We start from the raw sequence: 14956 nt of genomic DNA, 5'->3' as shown, positions 1-14956 counted from the left end.
TTTTTTAATTATTCACTTGGCACTACGCGTACATTATCAACAAGAATAACAGGAGTACAAGGCGTTCCAATATAAGATTTTCCGCCACGATTGTGTATAGCTATGCCCAACTGGCCAAATTCTTTAGAGACACCTACATCTTCGCCTGCTCCATTGTATTTGAATTCGGAGAGTGGAATAGAAACAGTTACCCAACCTTCGGAAAGATACGAACCTGTTGTTGTCCAAGGAGCCCAGAATGCACGTGGCTGAGTAGTATCTGCCCACAACCATCCTTCGTTATCATCTGCCTTAGCAAAAGTAAAAATCATAGGCGATGCGCTCCATGCTTCCAGTACACGAACTTCGCACTTGAATATAGAGGTTGCCGGATCGCTGGAAAACATCGGATTTGGTATTCCTTTGTTAGGATTGTCTGGATTGTCGCAACTCCATATATTTATGGTAAAGTTATTACCACCAGATGCCCAAGAATCTTCTTCGTCAGAGGGCTTAACATCACCTTCCATTCTTACGTATTTACCCATAACCGCAAGTTCCGGGTCTTCTTCTATTTTAGCAGGACGTCCCCAACCGGCAACGAACCCTGTTCCATTGTTTTCCGAGTCTTCAAATCCGGTAATCATTCCACGGGTGTCACGGAACATAAACGTAGAGCGTCCCACTCCGTATAGGGATTTTACCGTTACAGTTCCTTCCAGTGCACCTTCGGGTACAATTACCTGTATTTCTGTTTTAGCAGCACTTATAACCTTTGCTTTTGCGTTACCGGCAAAAGTTACTTCCAGTGGAATATTCGGGTCATCGATGAGATAATCTCCACGTATCACAGCAATTTCTCCTGCTGGGACATGCTCGCATTTCATACTTCTCACTGCCGGAGCAGGTACCAATACTCTGAAATCATATTTCACCGTATCTTTCTTTGCTGTTATCATATACATTTTATTCGTAACAGTTTCAGGGATATTCTTCGGAATATTTAGAATCAACGTCTTGTCGGTAATAAAATTCTGATTCAGAGTTACTTGCTGGTCATTGAAATATATCTCCTGTATGCTTCTGAGGTTCTCGCCTATCAAACAAATGTTTTGTTCCATAAAGGCTTCCACTATCAACGAGTCGGCAACTGCAGGATCTGTAAGACGTACGTAATGCACTTGTGGTAAACCACTTGTCATATCGTATTTGCCATCGTCAACGCTTTCGCATCCGATCAGCGCTCCGGTGAGCAACACACACAACACCAATAATTTGGTTATATTTGATTTTTTATACTTTTTCATATTGAGTTTCAATTAGCTATTGATTAATAGGTATAACCACTTAAATCATATTCCACAGGCTCTCCCCTCAGATTAGGATTCATTGCTAAGTCCACATCTGGGAATGGTGCAAACATCTTTTCCGGAGTTATGTTCAAATCGGCTTGTTCATCATTATAGCGTACCGATGGCACTCCGCTTCCATCAACAGTTATCGTTGGATCATCTTCCATATAATAACCTGTTATACCAATGTAGTTCTTCCTGCGTTGTTTTTTCAGTCTGTTCAACGCATCATCCATGTTGTAATAGCTTAAGCGTACAAAGTCGTACCAGTTATCTCCTTCACATGCCAGTTCAAGGCGACGTTCTTTGAATATATCTTCAAAGGTAATGGATGTTTTCTCTGATACTCCGGCACGTTTTCTTATGGCATTGAAAGCTTCTAAGGCTTTTGCATCGCTAGTGCTGGCACTATTTCCTAAGATTGCTTCTGCGTACACCAGGTATATATCGCCCAAACGTAGTACATGAGTAGCTAAACTGCTCTTCATAGATTCGGTAACAGCACCTCCACCCTCAGCTTCGTGGTCGGCACTGTTTCCAAAGAGGTGTTTTACCCAGTTGCCTCCGGTTGAGCTATGGAATTCTTTAAGAACGTTCTTTTGGTAATCCGTCCAATCAAAGCCTCCCTTATCTCTCCAGAAGTATTCGTACTTATCACCGTACATCATCATGGTAGCTTTACGACGTTTATCGTTATTGTTACGAGTTAATTTGGTTGGGTCTTCTCCGAAAGCATCCATCAAGTCTACAGAGATACCTCTCCAGCTTCCCCAGCCACCTAATCCGCTTAATCCCTGGAATGTAAGGTCTTCTTGCATCGGGTTCGAAGCTGTCCAAGGTGCTGCAACTACCCAACGCCAGGCAATAAGACTTTCGTCGGCTGTATTGTTCCTTAGTCTGAATATGTCTTCGTAGTTTTCCATCAATACTTTACCACTCTCATTGATTACTTTACTTGCGTATTCGGCCGCTTTGTCTAAGTCGCTTTGGTTACGGGTATTCTTTTGTCCAAGACCTGACTTAGTTAAATAAACCTTAGCCAACAATCCGTAAGCTGAATATTTATCAATGCGGCCAGGCTCTTTTGCCTTTGCAGGAAGCCATTCGATAGCTTGCTCCAGCGTCATAATGATGTAGTCATATACATTAGCCTCAGTAGCTTTATATACATTGTTATAATTACCGGCTGCAATTTCTGCCGAGTTATCATGAACAATAGGAACAGGTCCCCATATACGAACCATATAGAAATAAGCTAATGCTTTGAGTGTAAGTGCTTCGCCTTTAGCCATATTACGTACAGCCTCGGTAGTATTTGGTCCTGCATACATATTTATGTTTTGAATCACACTGTTGCAATGAGCATTTACCGACCAGAGTGATGCCGACATGCCTGCCAACTCTTCGTTGCTGGAACTTAATCTGAAGAATAAACAATCGTGTTCCCAATAGGAGTTACCGGCTTGAATATCGCCAATGGCCAAGAATCCACGGGTAAAGTCATGCCATGGAGAGTTATAGATGGGATTAACAGCTTGCAAACATTGTTCATCCGTCTGATAGAAGGATGTGATGGTATAAGCATCTTCAGCAGGACGGTCTAAGAAATCTTCGCACGAAGTAGTCCCAAGTCCTATTATGGTAGCAAACAGCAAGGTTTTAAAAATATTCTTATTTTTCATATCTCTATTGTATTTGTTGCGTTAGAATGACAAATTTAGACCGAATGAATAAACTCTCGGTGAAGGATAGCGTCCATAATCCAAACCAAATACATTGGCACTTTGCGGGTTCAGACCGATTTCGGGGTCATATCCTGAATAATCTGTAAAGGTGTGCAAGTTTTGAATGTTGGCATAAATGCGCACATTGTCAATCTTGTACTTACGTGTAAGCTTAGAAGGCAGCGTATAACCTATTGTTATATTCTTGATACGCAGGTACGAACCATCTTCTATATAGCGTGTACTTGTAGCATTATTTTTGTATGGTAATCCACGACCTGCACGAGACATCTTCGTGTTGGGATTAGTCAATTTCACATTATCCACATCTTCAAACCAGTTGTTTATTTTGTAAGCTTCGCCCTTAGCATCGTATTTTGTTAATGGATATTGAATTGTTTCATCAATTGGAGCCAGATCAGCATAACCCATAGCTTTCTGTAATTGATTACTCCAGTAACCCATAGCAGTTAGGTCGCGTGCTAAGTAGTTCATCACTTTATTTCCGTAACTACCATGCAAGAAGATAGATACGTCTATGTTCTTGTAGCGGAATGTATTGGTCATACCATACGTAAACTTAGGCAGTGGCGAGCCAATACTTGTTTTATCTCTATCATCTATAATACCATCGTTATTGAGGTCTCTGAACTTCACATCCCCTACAAACACGGTGCTATATCTATCATATCGTCCATTTGATGGTATTTCGCCCCACAAATGTGTTTCAATATCTTCTTTGCTTTGGAAAATTCCATCCGCAATATATCCATAGAATGTGTATAGAGATTGTCCTATTTCCGAGCGACTTACCACATCATTCCATTGTCCATATCCTTCGATTGCCGATGCTGCTGTACCGTCGAGTGCTACCAGTTTGTTCTTATTGAATGACATTTGGAATTCTGTATCCCACTCAAACTTACCAGTCAGGTTACGTGTATTCACAGATATTTCAAACCCTTTATTATTGATTGTACCATAGTTTCCTTTTGGTGCAGCCAATGCCGAAGAGCCATTACCACGTGTACCCATATAAGAAGGCAGCTGAAGATCCATCAACATATCTTTGGATGTTTTGTCATAGAAATCAACTGTCAGGTTAACACGATCATTAAACAAACCAAGATCTAGCCCCAGATTCCATTGCTCTTGTGTTTCCCATTTCACATATGGGTTAGCAATATTACTTTGACGATAACCCGATCCTAAAGCCGAAGGCATAACCGAGATAGAAGCACCCCAAGCAAAGCCACCAATATTCGAATTACCGGTTTGTCCCCATCCAAAACGGAACTTACCATTATTGATTACGCTTCTTAATGATTCAAAGAATTTTTCGTTGCTAAAACGCCACGAACCTGCAAACGCGTGGAAGCCTGCCCAGCGGTTTTCTGGTCCAAAGTTCGACGAACCATCATAACGATATGTGTATGTAGCCAAATAACGGTCGTCATAATTATAAGTAGCACGTCCGAAGAAAGAAGCCATTGCCGAACTAGCAAATCCACTGCCGATAGTTGCCGCTGTTTTGTCGCCCAAAGCAGGATTCTTTATTGAGTTATCGGGTAGTTTCGAACCGGTAACACTAATGTATTCCCACGACGATTCCCACGCTTCTTGTCCGGCCATCAGTGAATAACCATGCTTACCAAAGTTGCCAGTATAGGTAATATAGTTTTTAAGTTGCCAGTATGTACTTTTATTGTTTTGTATAGCACTGGAGTTGGTATCTCTGGATACACCGGGACCAAAATCGTAGGTAGGTCTCCAACGTTCGGCTTTTGAATTGCTAATATCAATACCAAATTCGGCATGCCATGTTAAATTCTTAATAGGTGTAACATCCAGGAAGAAGTTTCCGTTTAGTTTTTCACGGGTTAAGAAGTTCTCATCCAAATCGGCCAACGCGATAGGATTCATACGGATATATCCTTCGCGAACGGTAGTAGCATAATTGCCATACACATCATATACCGGTATATCGGGAGGAGTAAGCAATGAATAGGTCAAGACACCCGCTTCACCATCAGCTCTGGTCAATCTTTCGTGTGTATTCGAGTACATCAGGTTCATTCCTAACTTCAACCAAGATTTTAGCTGAGCATCCAAATTGGAACGGAATGAATAACGTTCAAACTCCGAACCTCTCAATGTTCCGTCTTGATTCATATAAGCACCCGAAACGTAATATTGTACTTTTTCTACACCACCTTGTGCCGAAACAGTGTGTTGTTGCATCAGTGCATTGCGGAAAATAGCATCCTGCCAATCGGTACCTTTACCTAATAAAGAAGGATCCTGATATTCAGGGTTACCATCTTGTCCGCCTGTAGTGGCTGCTATAGCAGAGTTATAAACGGCATATTCGGCGAGGTTCATCATCTTCAGGCGAACAGCTTGGTTTTGTACACCAAACATTCCTTCATAAGAGAATTTTGCTTCACCACTCTTACCACGTTTGGTCGTAATCAATACTACACCGTTGGCACCTTGTGCACCATAAATAGCTGTAGCAGAAGCATCTTTAAGGATTTCCATAGATACAATATCGCTTGGGTTAAGTGTAGACATCGGCGAAATAGAAGTTGCTGTTCCATTTCCCAGTGCATCGCCCAATCCAACACTATGACCGCTGCTGCTGCCTCCCTGGAAGATAACGCCATCAATTACATACAATGGTTCGGCATTGGAATTAACCGTAGCCTGCCCACGCACACGAATAGAAACAGATGATCCGGGAGCACCCGAAGTCATAACAGATGTTACCCCAGCCGCGCGACCTTGTAAAGCCTGGTCGAGATTGGTAATAATAGATCCCTTAATCTTGTCTTCGCCCACAGATACCGAGGCACCCGAGAGGTCGCTCTTCTTCATAGTACCATAACCCACTACTACAACTTCATCGAGTAGTTCAGAGTCTTCGTACATAACCACATTTAGAACAGTTTGACCTTGTCGTACCACAACCTCCTGTTTTTTATACCCAATAGAGGTAAAAACAAGAACAGCATTCTCGTTTGGAAGATTTAGGCTAAACTTACCATCGATACCGGTTATGACACCATTCGTGGTTCCTTTTACAATTACATTAGCGCCAATCATTGGTAAATTATCAGCACCGTCGGTTACGGTACCGGTAACATTCCTCTGTTGTGCCATTACTTGGCAACTCATAAGAAGTGCCATTAAAAACAACGTAATGTTTTTCATAAATAATATTTACTAGATTTATAACTTTGTTTATCAATTATTGACAAAACAAAAATAGTTGTATAGATAAGTTAATACAAGTACTTTTTTATCATTAAGCGGTATGATTGTAGCATTAACTTACAGTTTGCATCCTACTTCCCTATTTTTTTGTCTTTGGTGTCAATCTATAAAGTATCACATCATGAGCAGGTATGGTTACGCTTTTTGCTTTTTTAGTAGTTCCCACGTTTGCTTTCTTTGGATTCTTTTCCCAAAGGTTCTTCAGAGTGTACTCTACACTATCAAAAGAAGTGGAGCGTTTAGAAACCTCTTCGTCAGTCAGGTTGAATTTCTGCCAGTCGATAGTATATGTTTTATCTTCGAGCGAACGGTTGAGGATGCAAAATGCCCAATCATCTCCGGCAAGTGGCTTAAACCAGAATTCCAAACCATCTTCGGCAGCAAACTTTAAGCCTTGCACGCCAAGCGGGTCTTGGTCTATGGCGATAACTTCTTTATTAAGGATTATATCTTTTGTTTCTTGCGACATACTGCGAATATCATTACCCAGAATAAGTGGAGCTGCCAGCATACACCACATGGTGAAGTGAGCACGGTCTTCGTTTACGGTTTGTCCGTTTCCTACCTCCAACATATCGGGGTCGTTCCAATGTCCGGGGCCTGCATATTTGCGCAATCCCTCTTGCATATCCAGTATTTGCATCACACCGAACGCTTTCCAGTCGCCGTGGTCGTCTATTCCGTCGAAGCTATTGAATATATCGCCTGTGGTTCGCCACGAGTGTCCTACTTCGGATGCCCAAAGCCATGGCTTATTGTTTCCCCACTCGCACATACTAAAATAGATGGGACGACCTGCCTTGCGAAGCGCATCGCGCATCAGCGTATATGCCCCAATGGGATTAATATCTTCGGTTTCGCACCAGTCGTATTTAAGATAGTCGACACCCCACTTGGCATATTGCAAAGCATCTTGATATTCGTGTCCAAAGCTACCCGGTCTGCAGCCACAAGTAGCACGTCCGGCATCCGAATAGATACCCAGTTTCAGTCCTTTGCTGTGTACATAGTCGGCAAGAGGCTTAATACCCGAGGCAAAACGTACCGGGTCTGCTTGGATAAAGCCAAGCGAATCGCGTTCGCCATGCCAGCAATCGTCAATATTTACATACTGATAGCCTGCGTCGAGTAGTCCTTGCTCAACCATCGCATCGGCTATTTCCTTAATTAAGTTTTCGTCGATGTTACAGGCAAATTTATTCCAACTGTTCCATCCCATAGCGGGTGTGTTGGCAAGTCCTTCCCACTTCTGTGCTTTGACGAAGCAAGGCAACAAAAAGAGAAGCACAAATGCAATTGTTGTTTTGTTCTTCATCATATACTATTGTTTTAAGGGTTTATTTATCGGTTGAAGGTTTGATTGGCCTGGCGAATGACAGCGATAGTACTATCGTCTGTGGCAAAAACGGAGTTTAACCCTTGCTCTTCTTGTGCAGGGTCTCCAGTATAGTCATCTCCCTTCTGCCAGAAAACATGGTCGGATGAAGGTGTTGCCAATCCACCCCATGCCCAGAAGTTGGCTCCTGCCAATAGTCCGCCTTTCGCAGCCTCTTCGGCAATGTGGTCGAAGATGAACTTATAATAAGTATCGCGCGCGCGAGTAGTAGAAGTCTTAGCGAAGGCGAAGTTATCGCGCGGGTAGCCAAACTCTTCCAATACAGCCGGCTTGCCATACTTGGCAGCCACGGTTAAGTGTTCGTTGATATATTTTTGGGTATTCTCTATAGCCACTGACAGGTGTTCTTGCAGGCTATCTTGTTTTGCCCAACTCCAATTGTAAGGCCATATATGAAAGTTAAGATAATCGATGTTAGCATCGGCATGGATGTGTTCAAAGAGTTCCATATCTTGCTCACAGCCATGCTTACCTTCGCTACCCGAAGATATTAAATGGTTCTTATCCAAAGACCGAATCTGTGCGGCAGTCTTTGCCATCCAGTGTGCGAAAGCTTCTTTATTATCGTCAGAGAAGGCACGTGGCTCGTTACCTATTTGCCACGACATGATAGTGGGGTCTTCGGTATACTTTACACTACTGAAGCGATTGGTGCGGGTTATGATATCCTCAACATACTGGGTAAACAAAGCTTGTGCAGTGCCCGACTGAGGAAACTGCTGTACATACTCCATGTAGGCAGGCCAGCCATCTACCGCAGGAACAGGTGCTTTGCCATAGCCTGCCCATTCGAGGTATTGCGAGTAGCCCCCACTCCACTCCCATGAGTTATTAAGGTAGAGCACCGCCAGCATATCGCGCTTCTTCATTTCTACCAAGAGGTAGTCTAGTCCGGCTAAAATAGTATCATTGTACACACCCGGAGCTATTTGCAGGGTTGGTTCTACTTTGGCAGTAATACCACGATTGCCATCCGAGCCAACAAGCACACGCAAGTTATCAGCACCGATACTCTTCAGGAAATCAAGCTCCTGATGGAGGCGTTCTCGATTTCCTCCTTCGCCGGTAGAACCAAGAATAGCGCCATACCAGAAGTTTGTTCCTACATAATAATAAGGTTTTCCGTTCTTGATGAATTGTCCATTCTCTATTTTAATAAAGGTAGATGTACTTTTTTCGGTACACGAGAAGAGGCATACTATCAGAGCAGCAAGTAAAAAGATGTGTTTACTCATACTTTTCGTTTTTAAGATTCGATGCAAAAATACTACTAAACGAACTGGCAATCCAGTATTATTTTATCTAATACTTGCACAATTAAGCAATTCCAAAGCCCTAATTTACAGCTTAAACGCGCCATAGGCGGAACGGTTGTGAGCCATAAGCGGACGAGTCGTCAGACTATGGATGAAGGAGCATGAGACTATGGACGACAAGACGTGAGCCTATGGCTGAGGGGGCACGAGCCATAGGCTGACAAATAGGAGTGCATCAGATAACCTTCTTCTTTTTCTTGTAGTTCTCTCTGAACTCTTTCGGAGAGCACTCTTTTTTCTTACGGAATATCCGGTTAAAGTTGGAGAGATTATTAAAGCCACATTCGTAGCAGATTTCGGCAATAGACATGGTAGAGTCTACCAGCAAACGTGCCGCAAAGCCCAAGCGAATGTCAATGATGTAGTCGGTGAGGCTCTTACCCGTGCGCAGCTTAAAGAAACGACTAAAGGAAACAGGGGTCATACCCACCAAATCGGCCAACGTATTGAGGCGAATTTCTTCTTTATAGTGCTGGTTGATGTAATCTTGCACCTTTTGCACGCGCCTGCTATCTGAGTGTGCGCCTATCTTTGCAAAAAAGAGGTGGAAAGCGTACGGGCATCTTCGCACAGCGAGAGCTCGTACAGAATAGTAAGAAATTTAATCACCGCATAGAAACCACGCTTTTCGGCAGCCAGGGTATCGAGCATGGAGTACACCTTCATGATAGCAGAGAGTGGGAACGAAATTCCTTTTTTCGCGCGTTCAATCATACGTTGTATGGTGTCGAACTGGTTCTTGTGCATAAAACTTTTGAAGAACAGCTCGGAAGAGAACTGTATGGTGATTTCACGAATCTCGCCCGATGTACATTCATGTTGTTCCCACACGTGTTCCAACTGTTGCCCGGTGATAAGCACCAAGTCGTACTCGCCAATAATCTCGACAGAATCTCCCACAATACGCCTTACTCCTGCAGCTTTCTCTGTAAAGTTCAACTCATATTCCATGTGGCTATGAATAGGATAAGTAAACTGGGTTTTGTAACGCTCGGCGATATAAAAGCAATCTTTGTCCGAAAGCGGAGTAATTTCGCGGATAATATCAGATGTAGGTGTAGACATGTGTTTTCATTTAGGTTCGCACAAATATAAAACAAAGGAATGGAAGTATAAGCAACTCGCTGATACTTTCTTAACTTTTTATAGTACAAACAACATGTAAGGAAACGAGTACGCTGTTATTTAATTTATATTCGCAGAAACATAACATCAAATTACCATGCGATTCACATTGATTTATTTATTGCTCGTTACAAGCATTTGCTTCGCGTCGTGCAACCGTAAGGAGAATACTCTGCAAACCATCGTAGAGAAAAACGGAAAGCTTTCTGTACAAGGCACCTCTCTTGTCAACGAAAAAGGAGAGCCGGTACTATTTAAAGGAGTAAGCTATGGCTGGCACAACACGCATCCGCGATTTTATAACGCAGGAAGTGTAGCTACTTTTACCCATGAGTGGAAGTGCGACATGGTGCGGGCTTCGGTGGGTATAGAACTTAAAAAATCTTACATCGACAATCCCGAAGCAGGCATAAAATGTGCCACAGCAGTTATCGACGCAGCCATAGCCAATGGCATTTATGTTATTTTAGACTGGCATAGCCACACCATCCGTTTATCGGAAGCAAAAGAGTTCTTCCACTTTATGGTAACCAAGTACAAAGGAGTACCCAATATCATTTACGAAATATTCAACGAGCCGGTAGACGACTCATGGGAAGCAGTGAAAGAGTACTCCATAGAGGTTATCCGCACTATCCGCGCTATCGAACCCGATAATATTATATTGGTAGGTACACCACACTGGGATCAAGACATACACTTAGCCGCCGATGACCCCATTACAGGATTTAAGAATCTGATGTACACCCTTCACTTCTACGCCGCCACTCATAAGACAGAACTTATTGAACGAGGCAACTATGCGCTTTCCAAAGGATTGCCACTCCTTGTATCGGAATGTGCCGCTATGGAAGCATCGGGAGATGGCCCGATAGATTACGATTCGTGGAACACGTGGACTAACTGGATGACGCAAAATAGTATCAGTTGGGCTATGTGGTCGGTATCGGACAAAGACGAAACCTGCTCAATGATTGAAGCAACCGCCTCTTCCGAAGGTCCCTGGAAAGAGAACGAGCTACGCGAATGGGGTAATTTAGCACGAACCACATTAACAAAATAACATATGAAAAAGCATCTATATCTTGGGATTATCCTAATTCTATCGGCAGTTATCAATGCACAAGCAGGTATTGAATTGCCCGAAATCATTGGCGACAACATGGTGTTACAACAACAAAGCAACGTCAAACTGTGGGGAAAAGCTACCCCAAAAGTTACCATCACCGCCAAAGCCTCTTGGACAGAAACAACTGTAACCACACAAGCCGATGCCAATGGCAAGTGGTCGTTGCATCTTAATACGCCCGCAGGCTCTTATCATCCGCAAAGTATCGAGCTATCAGACGGAACATTTGCCACCACCATCAACAACATACTCATCGGGGAGGTGTGGTTCTGCTCCGGACAGTCCAACATGGAAATGCCGTTGCATGGATTCTGGAACAACCCGATTATGGATGCCAACAAAACCATCGCACAAGCAGGCAACTACAAAGGATTACGTTTTGTCAATATTGAACATAGAGAAGCCGATACTCCGCAAGAGAATTGCTATGGTAAGTGGAAGGTGAGCAACCCACAAGAGGTGCCTCATTGCAGTGCCACCGCTTGTCATTTTGCGCTTACACTGGAGCAAACGTTGAACGTGCCCGTTGGCATCATCAACTGTAGCTGGGGAGGATCCCGCGTAGAAGGTTGGCTACCCGAATGGAAGCTGAAAACCTACCCCGACATTAACCTTGTAGAGGAAATGAAACATGAACACGTATGGTTCAGACCTATGATTATGTACAACGCCATGCTTAAACCGTTGCAAAACTATACCATCAAAGGATTTTTGTGGTATCAGGGCGAATCCAACGTAGGGAAGCACGACACGTATGCACAACGCCTTGCAGAAATGGTGGAGCTGTGGCGCAGCGAGTGGAAACTGGGCGATTTACCTTTTTACTATGTAGAAATAGCTCCCTACAACTACGGTTGGGGCGAGCAGGGTGCTTTCTTGCGCGAAGCACAGTTCAAAGCGCAAGCACTCATCCCCGCCAGCGGAATGGTTTCGACTAACGACCTTGTAGAACCGTACGAAGCAAACAACATCCACCCCCGCAACAAGACACAAGTGGGCGAACGCCTTGCTTACATGGCGCTAGTCAATACATATACAATACAAGGAATAGAAGATAGAGGGCCAGTGTATCGTTCTATGGAACTGAAGGAAGGAAAAGCTTATCTCTCTTTTGACTACGCGCGCAACGGTTTCAACCGCATGGACGGCATCGTAGGTTTTGAGATGGCAGGAGAAGACCGCATATTCTACCCTGCACAAGCCATTGTTACCGGCGAAAAGATGGTTATCGTATCGTGTGAGGAGGTTCCGCAACCCGTAGCTGTGCGGTATGGATTCCGTAATTTCTTGCCGGGAAACCTGGCAGGTACCCGCGAATTACCGGTTTATCCATTCCGCACAGATAGCTGGGCATGGGATCCACATGCGAAGTAATTAGTTCTTTAATCCACGCAGATCTCTTCCTGCTGGGTTCTGGAACACATTCAGGTCGAAGTAAGTAACCGATGCCAGAATGTGGTCGAAGATATCTGCTTGGATTCCTTCGTACTCTGCCCACGCTGTGGTAGCGGTAAAGAAGTAAAGCTCCAAAGGCATACCCATTTCGGTAGGCTGCAACTGACGCACCATGCAGGTCATGTCGTGATTTACGGATGGGTGATTCTTGAGATAGTTCACCAAGTAAGCACGAAAGATACCTAAGTTGGTTTGGCGGCGACCATTTACCACAACTGAATTGTCGATATCATACTCTTTGTTGTAGCTTGCCAATGCCTTTTCTTTCTCATCTATATAATCCGAAACCATTTGTATTTTGTTGAAACGATCCAACATCTCTTGCGTACAGAAATGCACCGAGTTCATATCAATGAAAACAGAACGCTTCACTCGTCGCCCACCCGACTCTTGCATACCACGCCAGTTCTTGAACGACTCTTTCATTAATAAAGTAGGTGGAATGGTTACAATTGTTTTATCCCAGTTCTGTACCTTTACAGTATTGAGCGTTACTTCGAGCACATCGCCATCTACGCCATACTTGGGCACTTCAATCCAGTCGCCCACCCGTAGCATATTATTAGCCGAAAGTTGAATTCCCGACACAAAGCCCAATATACTATCCTGGAACACCAACATCAGCACTGCCGCCGATGCACCTAACCCCGTGAGCAGACCAAGCGCAGACTTTTCCATCAGCGTGGCAAGCATCAAAATCGCAGCAATGAAGTAAAGAACAATCTGCACCGTTTGCAACAATCCTTTCAGCGGACGGTCTTTGTATTTCTCTTGTGTACTATACACATTATAAAGTGCCCCGAGGAAAGAGGCAACAAGGCGTGCCACCATGATAATGATAAACGCCATACAGATGCGCAGTACCAAGTCCAACGATTCGCCCTGATAGATAGCCGGAGCAAACAAATAAACGATTATTGGCGTAATAAGCACAAAGAATTTCTTCATCACATTGGAGTCGAATATAATATCGTCCCACGTAGCTTTTGTCTTTTTCACCAGCTTGCTAATAGCACGCATAATGGTGTTTTTAGCCAGCTTCTGTACAAGGAAAGCCAACCCGATAACAACGAGTAGTACAATAAATCTATCCAATCCATCTACAGTGGAAGTACCTATACCTAAAGAGGTTAACAGTTCATTCAGTTTTTCAATCACATTGTTCATTCTTTCTTATTCTTTTTAGGTTTTTACATTTGTGCATTTACTTCACTCAGAAATGCGCGTATATCTTTGCTCAGCCACAGGTAGAGGTAGAGCCCTTTATAATTATCGTTCTTTTTGAGTACCGCATCCAAACGCATCTGGCTATTCTGGTACGAGGTCAGTTCATTATGATACTGTTCCTGATGTCCTGCAAGTCGCTTTATTTCTTCTTCACGCTGTCGGCGTAATACGGTGCAGATAGGTATCAAAATCTTCATGACCACGTTGTCTTTCAGATGATGCCCTTGTATATAAAGGTAGGTGGTATCGGGGGTTACTCCCAGATCAATCAATTCTTTGCCCAGTTCTATCACCTTAGCAGCATCATCGGGGTACTTCTTCTCAAGCTCGGTTACTTTAGTTAACACACGGCGCTGCACATCATCCAGACTTTCGTATGGTTTATTCAGCCGGAAACCCTTCAGGTGAGTCCATTTATTAAAATCGTATAGCGGAAAGCTGTATGTATCGTGCTTGCGATAAAACCAAACCATCCACAAGAACAACGGGTAAACCGTCTGCGAATAACGCGTGATAAATTTCTGAATGTCTATCAGGTATTTATCATTGAGCGTAGCCTGCACACAAACACCGTGCAAACTTTCGGCATAGCATTGATAGTTTTCAATGGCATACGCGTAGGTTTGGAATATATACTTATTTCTATTTATCTTCCTCGAAGTATTGGTCGTATCCTGCAACAAGAAATCGAAATCGCTATCTACACACGCCACCAGGCTCTTACCCAAGTTTTCGGTATCCAGCGTATTGAGCAGCACCATCTTCTTACCTTTCGACAACGATTGTTTAGAAGGAAGCATCACCTGAAAGTAACACTCATCCGTTTCGAACGTAGCAAACAAAGAGCGCCAGAATGCCACATCTTCATAACTCTCTACATAGGCAATAATCTTTCTGCGGGCTTTGCGTGAGTATAGTTTCTGAGCCGCGTCAAAGTACTTGGAAGTGATGTTATCTTGCAATCTTTTTGCCATACG

The 14956-nt window shown here is 43.5% G+C and carries 9 protein-coding genes and 1 pseudogene; 2 read left to right on the top strand and 8 right to left on the bottom strand.

The features are described 5' to 3' along the window. Positions 1 to 8 precede the first annotated feature (8 nt). From D0T50_RS12335 to D0T50_RS12310, 6 genes and pseudogenes are all read right to left on the bottom strand, one after another. Positions 9 to 1286 (bottom strand): glycan-binding surface protein, encoded by a 1278-nt coding sequence (locus D0T50_RS12335; protein WP_163223832.1) that lies wholly within the window; start codon positions 1284 to 1286, stop codon positions 9 to 11. A 23-nt stretch (positions 1287 to 1309) separates the two neighbouring features. Beyond that, the gene (locus tag D0T50_RS12330) at positions 1310 to 3013 is read right to left on the bottom strand and encodes a RagB/SusD family nutrient uptake outer membrane protein (protein ID WP_163223831.1); all 1704 of its coding nucleotides are present in this window, start codon (positions 3011 to 3013) and stop codon (positions 1310 to 1312) included. A gap of 21 nt (positions 3014 to 3034) precedes the next feature. Beyond that, positions 3035 to 6268 (bottom strand): TonB-dependent receptor, encoded by a 3234-nt coding sequence (locus tag D0T50_RS12325; RefSeq protein WP_163223830.1) that lies wholly within the window; start codon positions 6266 to 6268, stop codon positions 3035 to 3037. 142 nt (positions 6269 to 6410) lie between these two features. Then, complete coding sequence (locus tag D0T50_RS12320) at positions 6411 to 7646, bottom strand: glycoside hydrolase family 27 protein (RefSeq protein ID WP_163223846.1); 1236 nt, start codon at positions 7644 to 7646, stop codon at positions 6411 to 6413. A gap of 26 nt (positions 7647 to 7672) precedes the next feature. After that, positions 7673 to 8962 carry a beta-galactosidase gene (locus D0T50_RS12315; RefSeq protein ID WP_163223829.1) on the bottom strand — a complete coding sequence of 430 codons (1290 nt, stop codon included), beginning with the start codon at positions 8960 to 8962 and terminating at the stop codon, positions 7673 to 7675. A gap of 256 nt (positions 8963 to 9218) precedes the next feature. Next, a pseudogene (locus D0T50_RS12310) lies at positions 9219 to 10108 on the bottom strand (AraC family transcriptional regulator). A 157-nt stretch (positions 10109 to 10265) separates the two neighbouring features. On the opposite strand from D0T50_RS12310, the gene D0T50_RS12305 reads away from it, so the two are divergent. Together D0T50_RS12305 and D0T50_RS12300 are read left to right on the top strand one after the other, a co-directional pair. Then, positions 10266 to 11231, top strand: a complete 966-nt coding sequence (locus D0T50_RS12305) for a glycoside hydrolase family 5 protein (RefSeq protein WP_163223828.1) — start codon at positions 10266 to 10268, stop codon at positions 11229 to 11231. A 3-nt stretch (positions 11232 to 11234) separates the two neighbouring features. Next, on the top strand, positions 11235 to 12671 hold the full coding sequence (locus D0T50_RS12300; RefSeq protein ID WP_163223827.1) for a sialate O-acetylesterase: 1437 nt from the start codon (positions 11235 to 11237) through the stop codon (positions 12669 to 12671). Here D0T50_RS12300 and D0T50_RS12295 read toward each other — a convergent pair whose 3' ends face one another. Together D0T50_RS12295 and D0T50_RS12290 are read right to left on the bottom strand one after the other, a co-directional pair. Further along, complete coding sequence (locus tag D0T50_RS12295; protein ID WP_163223826.1) at positions 12672 to 13919, bottom strand: mechanosensitive ion channel family protein; 1248 nt, start codon at positions 13917 to 13919, stop codon at positions 12672 to 12674. 23 nt (positions 13920 to 13942) lie between these two features. Beyond that, positions 13943 to 14953, bottom strand: coding sequence for a DUF4435 domain-containing protein (locus D0T50_RS12290; RefSeq protein ID WP_163223825.1), 1011 nt, complete (start codon positions 14951 to 14953; stop codon positions 13943 to 13945). Positions 14954 to 14956: the final 3 nt, after the last annotated feature.

The sequence above is a fragment of the Bacteroides sp. 214 genome, assembly GCF_010501015.1.
Taxonomy (GTDB): Bacteria; Bacteroidota; Bacteroidia; order Bacteroidales; family Bacteroidaceae; genus Bacteroides.
Note: the sequence above shows the minus strand (reverse complement) of the source record. Positions and strands in the feature narration are given on the sequence as shown.

What these genes read in the sequence shown, in the direction of transcription:
- D0T50_RS12335 (WP_163223832.1), bottom strand. Translation starts at nt 1,286, where the DNA reads ATGAAAAAGTATAAAAAATCAAATATAACCAAATTATTGGTGTTGTGT.
- D0T50_RS12330 (WP_163223831.1), bottom strand. Translation starts at nt 3,013, where the DNA reads ATGAAAAATAAGAATATTTTTAAAACCTTGCTGTTTGCTACCATAATA.
- D0T50_RS12325 (WP_163223830.1), bottom strand. Translation starts at nt 6,268, where the DNA reads ATGAAAAACATTACGTTGTTTTTAATGGCACTTCTTATGAGTTGCCAA.
- D0T50_RS12320 (WP_163223846.1), bottom strand. Translation starts at nt 7,646, where the DNA reads ATGAAGAACAAAACAACAATTGCATTTGTGCTTCTCTTTTTGTTGCCT.
- D0T50_RS12315 (WP_163223829.1), bottom strand. Translation starts at nt 8,962, where the DNA reads ATGAGTAAACACATCTTTTTACTTGCTGCTCTGATAGTATGCCTCTTC.
- D0T50_RS12305 (WP_163223828.1), top strand. Translation starts at nt 10,266, where the DNA reads ATGCGATTCACATTGATTTATTTATTGCTCGTTACAAGCATTTGCTTC.
- D0T50_RS12300 (WP_163223827.1), top strand. Translation starts at nt 11,235, where the DNA reads ATGAAAAAGCATCTATATCTTGGGATTATCCTAATTCTATCGGCAGTT.
- D0T50_RS12295 (WP_163223826.1), bottom strand. Translation starts at nt 13,919, where the DNA reads ATGAACAATGTGATTGAAAAACTGAATGAACTGTTAACCTCTTTAGGT.
- D0T50_RS12290 (WP_163223825.1), bottom strand. Translation starts at nt 14,953, where the DNA reads ATGGCAAAAAGATTGCAAGATAACATCACTTCCAAGTACTTTGACGCG.